Genomic DNA, 12,630 nt, shown 5'->3' with positions numbered 1-12,630 from the left:
AGGAGTGGCATGGCGATTTCTATGCGGCAGCGCCTGATGGACGCCACCCTGAGCGGCATGCTTCGCCAGACGAAGGCGCTGAACGGCTACCAGGTCTTCCCCGCGCGAACCCCCATGCGCGACGGCGTGACCCTCCTCGGCGACCACTTCGCACCCGACGTCGCGGCACCCAAGGGCACGATCCTGATCCGCACGCCGTACGGCCGCGGCTTTCCGACATCCGCCCTGAACGGCCGGTTCTACGCGGCTCGCGGCTACCACGTGCTGCTCCAGAGCGTGCGCGGGACGTTCGGCTCGGGCGGCACGTTCCGGGCGATGGCCCAGGAGACCGACGACGGCGCCGACACCGTCGCCTGGCTACGAGAGCAGCCGTGGTTCGACGGCCGCCTCGCCACCCTCGGCGCTTCCTATCTCGGCTGGACCCAGTGGACGCTCCTCCAGGATCCGCCCCCTGAGCTGCGCACGGCCGTCATTCTCGTGGGTCCGCACGACTTCCGTGAGGCCGTCTTCGGCACGGGTGCGTTCACCCTCAACGACTTCCTCGGCTGGAGCGACCAGATCGTCCACCAGGAGGACGGAAACCTGCGTCGCGTCGTCTCCATGCTCACCGCGCCACGGCGCTTACGCCCCGCGCTGGGGGCACTTCCGTTATCCGAGGGCTCCGACCTGATCCTCAATGGCCGGGCCCCGTGGTACCGCGAGTGGATCTCCCACCCGGACGGCACGGACCCCTGGTGGCAGCCTTATCGCGCCGGCTCCGCGCTGGCCCGGGTCGACGTCCCGGTGCTGCTGATCAGCGGCTGGCAGGACCTGTTCGTGGACCAGTCGCTCCAGCAGTACGAGGCGCTTCGTGCCCGTGGTGTCGACGTCGCCCTCACCGTGGGCCCCTGGACCCATTTCCAGCTCGGCACGCGCGGCGCGGCGACCCTCACGCGCGAGACCCTCCCGTGGCTGGAACAACACATGGCGAACGGACCCGCGGCCCGAACTTCACCCGTTCGGGTCTACCGCACCGGCGAAAGCAAATGGCACGAGCTCGCGGCTTGGCCGCCACCGTCCGTGCCCGAGGTGTTCCAGCTCCACCCCGACCGCACCCTGACGCTCGGCTCCGTCCCGGCCACGAACGGGACGGTCAGCTTCATTTACAACCCGGCGGACCCGACGCCCGCGGTCGGTGGCCGCACCTTGACCGGCGACCCTGGCGTCAAGGACAACCGCACGCTCGAATCCCGCCCCGACGTCGTCACCTTCACCACCGACGCGCTGCCCACCGCGGTCGATGTCATCGGCTCACCCACTGTGGAATTGTCAATATCCGTCGACCAACCACACGCCGACGTCTTCGTACGCCTCTGCGACGTCGACGAACGCGGCCACTCCCGCAACTTCGCCGACGCGTTGTGCCGCCTCGATCCGTCAATCGAGCCCGGCGAGGCACAGCGCCTTTCCCTCGCACTCGACCCGTGCTTCCATCGCCTGCCGGCCGGCCACCGCCTGCGCCTTCAGGTCTCGGGCGGCGCCTTCCCACGCTTCGCCCGCAATCTCGGCACCCCCGGCACGCCCGCCGAGGGCCGCACGCTGCGCTCCTGCGTCCACACCATCCACTGCGCCGGCTCGCGGCTCGTCCTGCCGGTCGCCGCGCCTCATTGAGACCGGATCGCCTCAATTCATTTCTGCTCCATCCACCACTCGGTGAATTGCCGCGCCCGGCCCGAATTGTCGAGCTGCAGGAACCACAGATTGCTGTAGATCTTGTCGGGATACCTCGTCGTCCCCTCGATGATCGCCAAATCGGGGGTGACGGTCACCGGGTGCCACGCAAATGTCGTGGTGCCCGGATCGTCCTTTATTTTCAGCCACTCCTCGACGATCTTTTCGCGACCGACCCACGGCGTCGCGAACGGTTCCGGAAAATACGACGCGTCCTCGGCGAAGAGGGCCGCGATGTCGTCCCGTTCATTGCTCTCCCAGGCCTTGCGGTAGCCGGTCACCCACGCGGTAACCGCATCGAGATCGGTCATCACCCCTCCTTCAGGTCTGCGGCGTCGCGTACGCCGCTTTGTTGAACTCGGTGAGCGCCCCGTTCCACAGCACGTCGGCGACCTGCGTCAGGACGATCGCGATCAGCCCCTCCCGCGGATCGTTGAACCAGGTCGTGCCGTAGCCACCGGACCATCCGTACCGCCCCGGGGCGGACACCTCGTCGGCGGTGACCGTCACCGCCATGCCGTAGCCCCACCCGCTGCCGCCGAGCATGAAGCCGCCGCCCTCGATCTGGGCCGGTGTGAGGTGGTTGGTCGTCATCGACGCCACCGACTTCTCCGAGAGCAGCCGGGTGCCGCCGTGCACGCCGCCGTTGAGCAGCATCCTGGCGAAGGCCAGAAACTCGTCGGCGGTGGACACCAAGCCGCCCGACCCGGACGGGAAGGCCGGCGGGCGGCTCCACTCGTCGGCCGGCGAGTCTGGCCGCTCGACCATCTCGCCGGTGGCGAAGTCGGTCATGTAGCGCTTGGGGAGAGCGGCAGCCCGTTCGCGCGGCAGCCAGAACCCCGTCTCGGTCATGCCCAGCGGGTCGAACAGACGGTCCCGTAGAAACTGCTCCAGCGGCCGGCCCGCGGCCCGGGCGAGCAGCACGCCCAAGACCAGGGTGCCCGAGTTGTACATCCATGTCTCGCCGGGCTGATGAATCAGCGGCAGAGACCCGAAACGGCGGATCCACTCGTCCGGCTCATGCGGCGTGCGCGGATCGGGCTCGGCCAGGGCCAGTTCAAGGTCTTGCCAGGCCTGGACGATCGGAAACGGCGGGTCGATCCGGTCGCCGGACAGGACGAAGCCGAAACCGAACGTGAACGTCAGCAGATCTTCCACGGTGACCGGGCGATCCAGTGGAACGGTCTCGTCGAGCGGCGCGTCCGGGCGGACCAGCACCCGCTGGCCGGCCAGCTCGGGGAGGAAGGTGACGACCGGCTCCTCCAGGTCGAGCCGGTTATCCTCCTCGAGAAGCATCGTCGCGGCAGCCATGACCGGCTTGGTCATCGAGGTGATCCGGAACGGGGTGTCGCGCCGCATCGGCAGGCCATCGTCGAACGCCGTCATGCCGATGGCGTCGACGGTCACGTCCTCACCACGGGCGACCACGGAGACGGCGCCGGGGATGTCACCGCGCTCGACGCGGGCGGCGATGGCCTCGCGTTGAGTCACAGGTCGGGGCTGTTCGTCGGTCATGCGGACAGCCTGCCAGGACCGACCGACAATTTCCCGGGAGAGCTCGCGGCCTGTGGACAACCCGGCCGCTGTGGATAACTCCGAAACTGTCGGACGGCGCGGCTAGGGTCCTCGCATGCATCAGGACCCGCATCAGAAATGGCGACAGCTACCGGCTCCGGCAAGGCCGATCGCGGCAGCGGCGACCGTCGCGGTCGGTGCGGTGCAGGCCCGCGACCGCGACGGCCTCGACGCGGCGGTCAGCGATCTCGCCGCGCTCGATCCGGCTCAGACCGGCCTCATCCTAGGCACCACGGTGCGCCTCCTCCTCGAGGACGCCCATCCCGACGGCCTGGACGGCGACGCCGTGCGCGAGGTGCTGCAGAGATGCGTCCGCACGGCAGCGGAGTGGCAGCCCGAGGTCGATCCCCATGTCGTTCTTCAACTGCTGGCGGGCGCGCTCGGCGTCCTCGACGAAGACCAGACCGAGCCGGCGAAGCCGGAGGTGATGGCCTTGCACACCGCACTTCTGCTGGCCGACCTGCTTGGCACACGTCCGGTCGAGCCGTGGTTCACCGCGGCGTTGGCCGAGATCGAGCGCGCCCAGCTCAACGACTGACGGGCCCCGCTCGACGACGGGAGCGCCGGCTCGGCACCGGAACGGCAACAGAGAGGAGATTCAGACGACCTACCGACGCAAACGTCGTTGAACAGCCCGGACAAGGCTGGAGGCGACGACATGACGACAACTGGTTCCGATCCGGGACTGCACCTGCGGCCGATGGTGCACGTCGCCGACATGGCCACGGCGATCGCGTTCTATCAGCGGCTCGGCGCCGAGATCATCCACGGCGGCCCGGATACCGATTGGGTGCTGATGCAGCTGGGGGCTGTACAGATCGGCCTGATCGCCCACGCCCCGGACGCCTGCCGCGACGAGGGCGCGGTGGAGCTGACGTTCAGCGCCGCGATGGCTCTGGATGAACTGGAACGCCGACTGCACCAGGCCGGTTTCCGGGCCGCCGAGGTGACCACCGACCAGACCTTCGGCGAGCAGCTACAGGTCCGTACGCCCGACGGCCTGCTGATCAAAATTACACAGCGTGAATCCGAGGAATGATCAAGGCCATTTACGTGTCCGCCCGCGTGATCCCGAGAGCAGCATCCGCGTTCCGCGTGGCGATCAACGCCCGGTGCCGCCGATCCGGCACGGCGGCCCGCAACACGAGCAGACCGGCCAGCGCGCCGGCGGTGTTGGCGATCAGGTCGTTGATGTCGACGGTCCGGCGGCTGCCCACGGTGAGACCCAGAACGAGCTGGGTCAGCTCGATGGCCGAGCTGGCCGCCGCGGCGTAGGCGGCCAGCCGGCGCACCGAGTCGAGCCGGGGCCACAGGATCGGCGTCAGCAGTCCGAAGGGAACGAACATGACGATGTTCAGGACGAAGCTGGGCGCGTCCACCACCAGCGGGATGTAGTGGATCATCGTCCACCATGGCGAATCGGCCCAGTAGGACGATGGATGGGGATGAATCGGAAAGATCGTCACGGCGACGACGGCCATGCCGTAGACGAATAACAGCAGTGCCACAAACGAACGGCGCAAGCTGGGCCCCTCCCCCAAATCGCAAGCCTCACGATGACACATCGCGATCCGGCCGCGGTGGTGTCGATCACGGACGTAACCCTCGTCACTTGCAGCCAATAAAAGTTTGCAGGTCCTGCAAGATCGGCCGTAGCGTGGCGCCACGTGGAGACGGCCGCTGACACAGCACCGGTCACCGGCCGCCGGGACCGTAAGAAGCAACAGACACGTGCGGCGTTGATGATGGCCGCGCTGCGCCTGGTGGACGAGCGCGGTCTCGACCGGGTGACGGTCGACGAGATCAGTGAGGCTGCGGACGTCTCGCCCCGCACGTTCTTCAACTACTTCGCGACCAAGGACGACGCCCTCATCGGCGACCCGGTCCACGACGCCGCGTCCCTGCGCGACCGGCTCCTCGCACTGCCCGGCGACCGGCCGCTGGTGGCCGCGCTGCTCGAGGCACTCACACCGTCGATCGAGGAGATCCAGGCCGAGCGCGATCTGTGGCTCCTTCGGATGCGCGTGCTCAAGAACAACGCGCAACTTCTCCCCGCCCTCGTCGCCCACGGCACACAAGCCGAAGAGGACTTGATCACGGCGATCGCGGCCCGCACGGGGCTGTCACGAGACGACCTCTTTCCCCAGCTCGCCGCCACGCTGACCGGTGCCGCGATCCGCACGGCGATGATGCGCTGGGCCGGCACCGAGGGACACAGCCCCCTGTCCGACTTCGTGCGCGAAGCCTTCGGCATCCTCGCCACCGGCCTCGCCGAACCCACCCCCTCTCACCAGAAAGCCCCCAGATGACAGTCACCAGTCACCCGCCGGACCAGCCGGAGCAGGGTGCCCTCGACGAGGTGGAAGCGACGGTCGCGGAGGACGCCGTTGCCATCGCCGGCGAACCGATCCCCAGCGAGGCGGTCAACGCGGCGTTAGCCGGCACCGAGTTAGCCGGCACCGAGCTCGCCGGCACCGAGGATTCCGGGCGGATGTCCCGCCGGGAGATCGTTCAGGCGTTGTCGGGCCTCATGCTCGGCATGTTCGTGGCCATCCTCGCCTCGACCATCGTCTCCAACGCGCTGCCCACGATCATCGCCCAGCTCGGCGGCAGCCAGTCCATCTACACCTGGATCGTCACGACCGAGCTGCTTTCGATGACGGCCACCGTGCCGCTCTGGGGCAAGCTCGCCGACCTCTACAGCAAGAAGCTGCTGATCCAGCTGTCGCTGAGCCTGTTCGTCGTCGGCTCGCTGATCGCCGGCTTCACCCCGAATGTGGGCGTACTGATCGTCAGCCGGGTCGCGCAGGGCGTCGGCGCGGGCGGCATGAGCGCACTCGCGCTGATCGTGATGGCGGCGATGATCCCGCCTCGTGAGCTGGGCCGCTACTCCGGCCTGTTCGGTGCCGTCTTCGGCGTCGCCACCATCGCCGGGCCGCTGATCGGCGGCGTCCTCGTGGACACCAGCTGGCTCGGCTGGCGCTGGTGCTTCTTCATCGGGGTGCCGTTCTCGCTCGCCGCGATCGCTCTGCTGCAGAAGACCCTGCATCTGCCGCCGTCGGCCAAGCGCGCCGTGAAGATCGACTGGCTGGGTGCCTTGCTGATCATCGGCGGCGTCTGCACCCTGCTGATCTGGTCGACGCTGGCCGGACAGCACTTCGCCTGGGCTTCGGCGGACAGCTTCGCCTTCGTGGCCGGCGGCGTCATCCTGCTGGCGCTCGCGGTGTGGGTCGAGTCCAGGGCGGCCGAGCCGATCATCCCGCTGCGCATCTTCCGCAGCCGCACGGTGTCGCTCACGATCATCGCCAGCATGCTGGTCGGCGTCGCGCTGTTCGGCGGGACCGTGTTCCTTTCGCAGTACTTCCAGGTCGCTCTCGGTAAGACCCCGACGGTCGCCGGCCTCATGAGCCTGCCGATGATTTTCGGTCTGCTGGTCTCCTCGACCGTCGCGGGCCAGCTCATCACGAAGTACGGCAAATGGAAGATGTACCTGGTCGCGGGCTCGGTCATCATGCTCGGCGGCATGCTCCTGCTGTCCACGATCGACGCGAAAACCAGCGTCCTCATGCTGTCGATCTTCATGCTGGTCCTGGGCGTCGGCGTCGGCATGCTGATGCAGAACCTCGTGCTCGCCGCGCAGAACGACGTCCCCGCCGCGGAGCTGGGAGTCGCGACGTCGACGGTGACGTTCTTCCGGAGCATGGGCGGCGCGGTCGGCGTCAGCGCACTCGGCGCGGTCCTCGCGAGCCGCATCGCCAGCCTGTTCTCGGAGAAGTTCGGGGCTGCGGCCGCGGGCGCCGGCGAGGGCAAGGTGCCGGACATCCACACGCTGCCGCCGGAGGTGCTCGCCGTCGTGCGGGACATCTACGGCACCGCGACGTCCGACCTCTTCCTGGTGGGCGCGCCGATCGCCGCGATCACGGTGCTGGTCGTCCTGTTCATCAAGGAGAAGCCGCTGTCCACCCTGAGCGGCGACGAGCGGCGGGCCCAGGAGGAATCCGCGGCCGCCGGGGCAAATCACTGATCAACATTTGGTACGGGATTTCGAAAAGTCCCGCCTCGGGAACGGCCAGGTCCCTGCCGGGTCCTGGCCGTTGCGCCCCGCACGCGCCACCGCGTGGCCGCGCTTGATGGCGCGCCGCTGTCAGGACGGGCGCAGGCCCACAGACGTGCGCGGGGACGGGGGCTCGGCGCAGCCCAGCAAGCCCACCAAGCCGGAGACCCAGAGCTGGCGGTAGACCGTGGGGCTCGGGTGGCTGACCACGAGCTTGACGCCGCTTGCCGCGGCGGTGTGGAAGCAGGCGACCAGGATGCCGATGCCGATACTGTCGATCAGCATCACCCGCTGGAGGTCGAGGCAGATCTTGCCGGGCGTGGAGGTCGTCAGCACGTCGTTGACGGCGTCCCGCATCACGTGGGCGTTGTCCAGGTCGATCTCGCCACTCGGGGCGATCTCGACGGTGCCATCGGCCAGCTGTCGCGTGGTGACCGGCAGATACACGGCTTGCCCTCTTCCTGGCGTCGAGCGGGGGCCGACACCTGCCCTCCGCGGGGAGGACGCGCGCCCGCCTGGGGTGATCACCAAGCGTGGTGGGCGTCGGACGCCTCGCCCCCGGGGCGCCTCTCTCCAACCGCGTTCCAACAACAGTCCGCTGGTCTGCAAGTTACGCCACGTAGGCGCGGAACGCCAGAGTAGTTCATATGGCCTGAATGTGCTGGAACGGTCAGAGCAAGTTGGCAACATTGACGTTCCACTCATCGGCACCGAATACTCACGGTATGCGATGGAGCCCACGTCGGCATGTCTGAGTTACTACCGAGGGCCGCCCACGCGTACACCGAAGTCCCGGACATCGTGCACTTCAGCAGCGCGGACATCGAGCAGGCCCGGTCTGTGCTAAATCGTTTTTACTATCCGGTGGCGGTCGGGGTGCCGAAGGGGTCGGCCGATTTCGGGCTGGGTGCTGAGGTGATCCAGCTCGGACCGCTCACCGTCGGCCAGCTCAGTTATGCCGGGCCGGTGACGTTCCGGGTGCCTGAGCTGGACGCATACCACGTGAGCATCCCGACCACGGGCCGTCTGCACGCACGCCACGCCGGCCGCGAGGTCGTCGGCACCCCCTCCACGGCGGTCGTTTTCGGACCTGGCAACCCGGTTTTCACGCGGCATGAGGAAAACTCGGCGGAACTCGCCGTGAAGATCGAGCGCAAGGCCCTCGAGGAGGAGTTGTCCGGTCTGCTGGGTCGCCCGATCGAGGGACCCATCGACCTGCCACCCGCCATCGATTTGTCGAGCGGACCGGTGGATAGCTGGATCCGGCTGGTGCGGCTGCTGCGCGACGAGCTCGCGTTCGAGGAAAGCCTGATCTTTCAGCCGCTGATCGCCGAGCATCTGCGCAGCACGGTGCTCAGCGGGCTGCTGCTCAGCGTGCCGCACCGCTACTACCGGGAGCTCACCACGCCCGCCACCGCGGGTCCGCCGCGCGCGATCCGCCGGGTGGTCGACGCCATCCAGGACGAGCCGGAACGCGCGGTCACGGTCACCGACCTGGCCAGGATCGCCGGGATGAGCGTGCGCTCGCTGCAGGAGGGCTTCCGCCGCCACCTGGGTTGCGCCCCGATGACATACCTTCAGCAGGTACGCCTCGGCCGCGCGCACGACGACCTGCGCATCTCCGACCCGATGCGGGTGACGGTCGCGGCGGTCGCCCACCGCTGGGGCTTCGCCCACCTGGGCCGCTTCGCGTCGGCCTACCGCGTCCGGTTCGGCGAATCGCCCTCCGAAACGCTCCGCTCAATCGGTTGAGCCCGCCACCCCGGACAACGGCGCGGCGCCACGCGGACGACCCCGGTCGAGTGAGAAATATTGGCGGTTCGCAGGGGGAGACGAGCCCGTTCGACTACGCAGGGTGACCGGTGGGCTATTCGCCGGGGTCCGAGCGGCGGGGCTGCGGGACCTCGTCGGCGCCGCGGGCGACGGCCGATTTCACTCCAAAGAGGTGGCCACGCGCCGGGACCCACTCCCGCCACTGGCCCAGACGCGGCGGGACCGCGGCCAGGTCGCCGTCGCCGCAGCCTCGCTGGTCGCGCAAATAGGACAGCACGCGGGCCGCGGCCTCGCCGGCGTCCTCGGCGATCCCGAGTAGCAGGCGGCGCGTGTCATCGTCCAGCGCGGCAGCCGAGCCAGGGCCGGCCGCCGGTCGGCGCGCCAGGGCGGCCAGGCCCTCGAGCGCCCGCATCACGTCATTCGCGTCCCGTTCGGCGTCGGACAGGCCGGTCACGCCTGCCCTCCCCTGGGCTCGCTCATTCCTTCCCCCTTACCGCACGTCGGACACCACCCCGGGCCTCGCCGGCTGTCCGATACGTGCGTCCAGCCGAAATGTATTCGGCCCACTACTATGCGTCCATCCGTAACGCGCAGGTCCTGTCCAGTTAGCGCTCAGTTTGACCCTCGTACAACATGATCGTCCCTTTCCGCACCTGCCCCGAACTCCGGCGGCCCAAACGCGGAGGGCGCAAGGCCGCGCAGGGATGGTCATGATCGCGCGGACGGAGTATCACGGGAGGAGACCAGCAGCCTTGGAGGAACCATGACCGACGACAACCGCCCGCCGCTTGAAGAGTCGGAGGAAGTGGCCGACGCCATCGACGACGACGTCGCGGTGGACGCATTCATCACCGGCGGGGGCAAGGATCGGGACAATCCCGACTTCCTTCAGCCGGGCGAGGAGCCGGAATGGCGTACCGGCGCGGACCAGCCGTGGGACCCGGAAGACCTGGCCGAGGCCGAAGGCCGCGACCCGACGCCGGCGAACATCGAGCGCGCCCGCGAAGAGCTCGAGGAGGACGGCCCGGCCGCCATCGAGCGCACGGTCCCCTGATCTGAGAGCGCGCCGCGGGCCAAAGCCGGACGCCGCGCCGACCACGTCACCGAGAGCCCGGCCCGGGCCCCGCGCCCGGGCCGAAGTAGCACGCCCAGATCAGAGCGGCACCTGCGCAACCGGCGTCGTCGTCGGCTGGAGAGAACCCCCCGCCGGCTCCACCGTCACCGCCACATCCGAGGCGCCCGGCAACCCCTCGACCACCGACAACGTCGCCGTCTGCCCGACCCGCAGAGCACCCTCCGACTTCGGATCACTACCAGCCCGGATGGTCCACAGCTGATACACCTGACCACCTCCCGGGGCGGAATCGGCGGCCATCACCACGACGCCGGCATCATGCAGGCGCGACGACGCGACCGTCACCCGGCCGCCGCCCGTCACCGCCGCCTCACGCACCTGCACGTCCGGGGCCGCCAGGATCTCCCGGACCCGGGCCTCGCTGGAACGGGCCGCCTCGGCGATCGCGCGCTCGTCGCGTACGCGCTGGTCCTGAACCACGTAAACGGCCGTGCCCGCGGCAGCCGCAGCCACCACGACGGAGGCCGCGGCACTCAGAAGCCACCGTCGCGGAGCTCGGCGACGCGGCGACGCCACCGGCGGGGCGGCCACCGGCGGCAGCTGACGCGTGCGCGCCACCTCGGCCAGCACGTTCTCCCGCAGCCTCGGCGGCGGAACCGACCACGTGGCGTCCGCCAGCCGGGCCGCCGTCTCCTGCAGCTCGTCCACCTCGGTCCGGCACGCGGCGCACTCGCGCAGGTGGCGGTCGAACGAGGCCCGCTCGATGTCGTCGACCGCGTCCAGGACGTACGCCCCGGCCAAGGTATGGATGTCGGTCATGCGGTCACCTCCGTGGTGAGGCAGTCGCGTAACCGGATCAACCCGTCCCGCATGCGCGTCTTGATCGTCGGGAGCGGCGCGCCGAGCAGCTCGGCCACCCGGGGATAGGAGTGGCCCTGGTAATACGCCAGAGTCACCGCCTGTTTCTGCAGCTCGGTGAGGTCTTCGAGGCAGCGGCGCACCTGCTGGCGTTCGAGCCGGCCCTGCACCTCGTCGGCCACCGCGTCGTACGGCGTCTCGACGGCGGCCACCCCGACGACGATGCTGCGCGAGGTCGCCGCCTGCTCGGACCGCACCCGGTCGACGGCCCGGCGGTGCGCGATGGTGAGGATCCACGAGGACGCCGAGCCGCGGGCCGGGTCGAAGCGCGCCGCCATCCGCCACACCTCGACCAGGACCTCCTGCGCGACCTCCTCGGCCTGCGCCGGATCGCGCAGCACCCGCCGGACCAGGCCGAACACCCGGGGCGCGACCAGGTCGTACAGCTTGCCGAACGCGTCCTCGTCGCCCCGCGCGACCGAGCCGAGCAGGTCACCCACGTCGGGCGGGGCGGCGGACGGCACCGCCGTCAGGCGTCTTTTGGCGCTGCGCTCCTCCACCATGGTTCCCCGCCTCTCGTTCGCGCCATTCAAACCCGGATTCGGCGCCGGCGGGGAGACGGATGGGTGTCAGATGAGGGAGATTTTTCGACCCGAGTCGATTGATTCGGCCGCGGCTTCCAGGATCCGGGTGACCTGGGCCCCGAACCGGACATCCAGCGGGGACTTCGGACCGCCGGCCGCCGCCTCGAGCAGGTGATCGATCGCCAGTTGCAGCGCGGTCACCGCCTCGAACGACACGTGCGGGACCGCGCGCAGCCCGGCCTCGCCGAGGAACGCGTAGTCCTCGCGACCGGCCGCGGGCGGCGCGTCCACCGACATCGTCAGCGAGCTGATCGCGCCGGAGGCGTGCTTGGCCAGCACGTGCGTGTTGTCGCGCGGACCGGTCATTCCGGTCACCTCGGTCACCGGGCCGAACACGGCCAGGGCGCCGGCGAGCGCGTGCGGCCCGACGTCCCACAGGCCGCCGGCCTCGTGCCGCCACGGCGAAGCGCCGAACGGATTGCCCTCTTGATTGATCGTGCCGACGTGCTCGATGCGGCCCTCAGTCCACCCGCCGGTCGCCACGACGTCACGGTAGAAGTCGGCGATCTCCGGCAGCAGCCGCCGCGTGAAGAACACCACCGAGGCCAGGTCGCGCTCTTCGACGGCGGCGACGATCTCGTCCGCCTCCCGCGAGGTGAACGCCACCGGCTTGTCGAGCAGCAGATGCTTCCCGGCGAGGGCCGCGCGTAACGCGATCGGCGCCTGCACATCCGGGGGTAACGCCACGGCGATCGCGTCCACGTCGGCGATCAAGGCATCGATTTCCCCGTACGCCTCGACCCCGTGCTCCGTGGCCAGCTCGGCGGCCTTCGCGGGGTTCCGTCCCCACACCCCCACGAATTCGACGTCCTTGTGTGCCGTCAACGCCGGCGCGTGTGCCATGTGTGCCCACGGTCCGGTTCCGAAAAGTCCGAAGCGCATTTCCGCTCGCCCGCCTCTCTAGCAGTCGGACCGCAAGCTATCAGGCGAGCGAGGATCAG

General features: G+C 69.3%; 15 protein-coding genes. 7 read left to right on the top strand and 8 right to left on the bottom strand.

What is annotated here, in order from left to right; genetic code table 11:
• Positions 1–9: 9 nt before the first annotated feature.
• Positions 10–1,650, top strand: a complete 1,641-nt coding sequence (locus tag HH310_RS05555; protein WP_169174273.1) for a CocE/NonD family hydrolase — start codon at positions 10–12, stop codon at positions 1,648–1,650.
• 17 nt (positions 1,651–1,667) lie between these two features.
• Here the strand turns inward: HH310_RS05555 and HH310_RS05550 are convergent, their stop codons facing one another.
• Together HH310_RS05550 and HH310_RS05545 are read right to left on the bottom strand one after the other, a co-directional pair.
• Positions 1,668–2,021 (bottom strand): nuclear transport factor 2 family protein, encoded by a 354-nt coding sequence (locus tag HH310_RS05550; protein ID WP_169174365.1) that lies wholly within the window; start codon positions 2,019–2,021, stop codon positions 1,668–1,670.
• Between the two features lie 10 nt (positions 2,022–2,031).
• Positions 2,032–3,225, bottom strand: coding sequence for a serine hydrolase (locus HH310_RS05545; protein ID WP_169174272.1), 1,194 nt, complete (start codon positions 3,223–3,225; stop codon positions 2,032–2,034).
• Between the two features lie 115 nt (positions 3,226–3,340).
• On the opposite strand from HH310_RS05545, the gene HH310_RS05540 reads away from it, so the two are divergent.
• Together HH310_RS05540 and HH310_RS05535 are read left to right on the top strand one after the other, a co-directional pair.
• Positions 3,341–3,823 carry a hypothetical protein gene (locus HH310_RS05540; RefSeq protein ID WP_169174271.1) on the top strand — a complete coding sequence of 161 codons (483 nt, stop codon included), beginning with the start codon at positions 3,341–3,343 and terminating at the stop codon, positions 3,821–3,823.
• A gap of 120 nt (positions 3,824–3,943) precedes the next feature.
• Complete coding sequence (locus tag HH310_RS05535; protein WP_169174270.1) at positions 3,944–4,324, top strand: VOC family protein; 381 nt, start codon at positions 3,944–3,946, stop codon at positions 4,322–4,324.
• Between the two features lie 10 nt (positions 4,325–4,334).
• On the opposite strand, the gene HH310_RS05530 is transcribed toward HH310_RS05535, so the two are convergent.
• Positions 4,335–4,793 (bottom strand): VanZ family protein, encoded by a 459-nt coding sequence (locus tag HH310_RS05530; RefSeq protein ID WP_169174269.1) that lies wholly within the window; start codon positions 4,791–4,793, stop codon positions 4,335–4,337.
• Positions 4,794–4,952: 159 nt separating this feature from the next.
• On the opposite strand from HH310_RS05530, the gene HH310_RS05525 reads away from it, so the two are divergent.
• Together HH310_RS05525 and HH310_RS05520 are read left to right on the top strand one after the other, a co-directional pair.
• Positions 4,953–5,594 carry a TetR family transcriptional regulator gene (locus HH310_RS05525; RefSeq protein ID WP_312033846.1) on the top strand — a complete coding sequence of 214 codons (642 nt, stop codon included), beginning with the start codon at positions 4,953–4,955 and terminating at the stop codon, positions 5,592–5,594.
• A gap of 182 nt (positions 5,595–5,776) precedes the next feature.
• A complete protein-coding gene (locus tag HH310_RS05520; protein ID WP_169174363.1) occupies positions 5,777–7,309 on the top strand; it encodes an MDR family MFS transporter in 1,533 nt (510 codons plus the stop codon).
• 120 nt (positions 7,310–7,429) lie between these two features.
• Here HH310_RS05520 and HH310_RS05515 read toward each other — a convergent pair whose 3' ends face one another.
• Complete coding sequence (locus HH310_RS05515; protein WP_169174268.1) at positions 7,430–7,786, bottom strand: STAS domain-containing protein; 357 nt, start codon at positions 7,784–7,786, stop codon at positions 7,430–7,432.
• A gap of 300 nt (positions 7,787–8,086) precedes the next feature.
• Here HH310_RS05515 and HH310_RS05510 point away from each other — a divergent pair, with 300 nt between their 5' ends.
• A complete protein-coding gene (locus HH310_RS05510; RefSeq protein WP_169174267.1) occupies positions 8,087–9,091 on the top strand; it encodes an AraC family transcriptional regulator in 1,005 nt (334 codons plus the stop codon).
• A 115-nt stretch (positions 9,092–9,206) separates the two neighbouring features.
• Here the strand turns inward: HH310_RS05510 and HH310_RS05505 are convergent, their stop codons facing one another.
• The gene (locus tag HH310_RS05505; protein WP_312033845.1) at positions 9,207–9,566 is read right to left on the bottom strand and encodes a hypothetical protein; all 360 of its coding nucleotides are present in this window, start codon (positions 9,564–9,566) and stop codon (positions 9,207–9,209) included.
• A 309-nt stretch (positions 9,567–9,875) separates the two neighbouring features.
• On the opposite strand from HH310_RS05505, the gene HH310_RS05500 reads away from it, so the two are divergent.
• On the top strand, positions 9,876–10,166 hold the full coding sequence (locus HH310_RS05500) for a hypothetical protein (RefSeq protein WP_169174266.1): 291 nt from the start codon (positions 9,876–9,878) through the stop codon (positions 10,164–10,166).
• Between the two features lie 99 nt (positions 10,167–10,265).
• Here the strand turns inward: HH310_RS05500 and HH310_RS05495 are convergent, their stop codons facing one another.
• The 3 genes from HH310_RS05495 to HH310_RS05485 all read right to left on the bottom strand — a co-directional run bounded on the left by HH310_RS05495 (position 10,266) and on the right by HH310_RS05485 (position 12,571).
• On the bottom strand, positions 10,266–11,006 hold the full coding sequence (locus HH310_RS05495; RefSeq protein ID WP_169174265.1) for an anti-sigma factor domain-containing protein: 741 nt from the start codon (positions 11,004–11,006) through the stop codon (positions 10,266–10,268).
• Entirely contained in the window at positions 11,003–11,608 is a 606-nt protein-coding gene (gene sigK / locus HH310_RS05490) for an ECF RNA polymerase sigma factor SigK (RefSeq protein ID WP_169174264.1), read from the bottom strand. The genes HH310_RS05495 and sigK overlap by 4 nt, the downstream gene beginning before the upstream one ends.
• A gap of 66 nt (positions 11,609–11,674) precedes the next feature.
• Complete coding sequence (locus HH310_RS05485; RefSeq protein ID WP_169174263.1) at positions 11,675–12,571, bottom strand: Gfo/Idh/MocA family protein; 897 nt, start codon at positions 12,569–12,571, stop codon at positions 11,675–11,677.
• Between the last annotated feature and the right edge of the window lie 59 nt (positions 12,572–12,630).

It is taken from the genome of Actinoplanes sp. TBRC 11911 (assembly GCF_012933445.1).
In the GTDB taxonomy this organism is placed as follows: domain Bacteria; phylum Actinomycetota; class Actinomycetes; order Mycobacteriales; family Micromonosporaceae; genus Actinoplanes.
Note: the sequence above shows the minus strand (reverse complement) of the source record. Positions and strands in the feature narration are given on the sequence as shown.

What these genes read in the sequence shown, in the direction of transcription:
- HH310_RS05540 (WP_169174271.1), top strand. Translation starts at nt 3,341, where the DNA reads ATGCATCAGGACCCGCATCAGAAATGGCGACAGCTACCGGCTCCGGCA.
- HH310_RS05555 (WP_169174273.1), top strand. Translation starts at nt 10, where the DNA reads ATGGCGATTTCTATGCGGCAGCGCCTGATGGACGCCACCCTGAGCGGC.
- HH310_RS05485 (WP_169174263.1), bottom strand. Translation starts at nt 12,571, where the DNA reads ATGCGCTTCGGACTTTTCGGAACCGGACCGTGGGCACACATGGCACAC.
- sigK (WP_169174264.1), bottom strand. Translation starts at nt 11,608, where the DNA reads ATGGTGGAGGAGCGCAGCGCCAAAAGACGCCTGACGGCGGTGCCGTCC.
- HH310_RS05545 (WP_169174272.1), bottom strand. Translation starts at nt 3,225, where the DNA reads ATGACCGACGAACAGCCCCGACCTGTGACTCAACGCGAGGCCATCGCC.
- HH310_RS05535 (WP_169174270.1), top strand. Translation starts at nt 3,944, where the DNA reads ATGACGACAACTGGTTCCGATCCGGGACTGCACCTGCGGCCGATGGTG.
- HH310_RS05550 (WP_169174365.1), bottom strand. Translation starts at nt 2,021, where the DNA reads ATGACCGATCTCGATGCGGTTACCGCGTGGGTGACCGGCTACCGCAAG.
- HH310_RS05500 (WP_169174266.1), top strand. Translation starts at nt 9,876, where the DNA reads ATGACCGACGACAACCGCCCGCCGCTTGAAGAGTCGGAGGAAGTGGCC.
- HH310_RS05495 (WP_169174265.1), bottom strand. Translation starts at nt 11,006, where the DNA reads ATGACCGACATCCATACCTTGGCCGGGGCGTACGTCCTGGACGCGGTC.
- HH310_RS05520 (WP_169174363.1), top strand. Translation starts at nt 5,777, where the DNA reads ATGTCCCGCCGGGAGATCGTTCAGGCGTTGTCGGGCCTCATGCTCGGC.
- HH310_RS05510 (WP_169174267.1), top strand. Translation starts at nt 8,087, where the DNA reads ATGTCTGAGTTACTACCGAGGGCCGCCCACGCGTACACCGAAGTCCCG.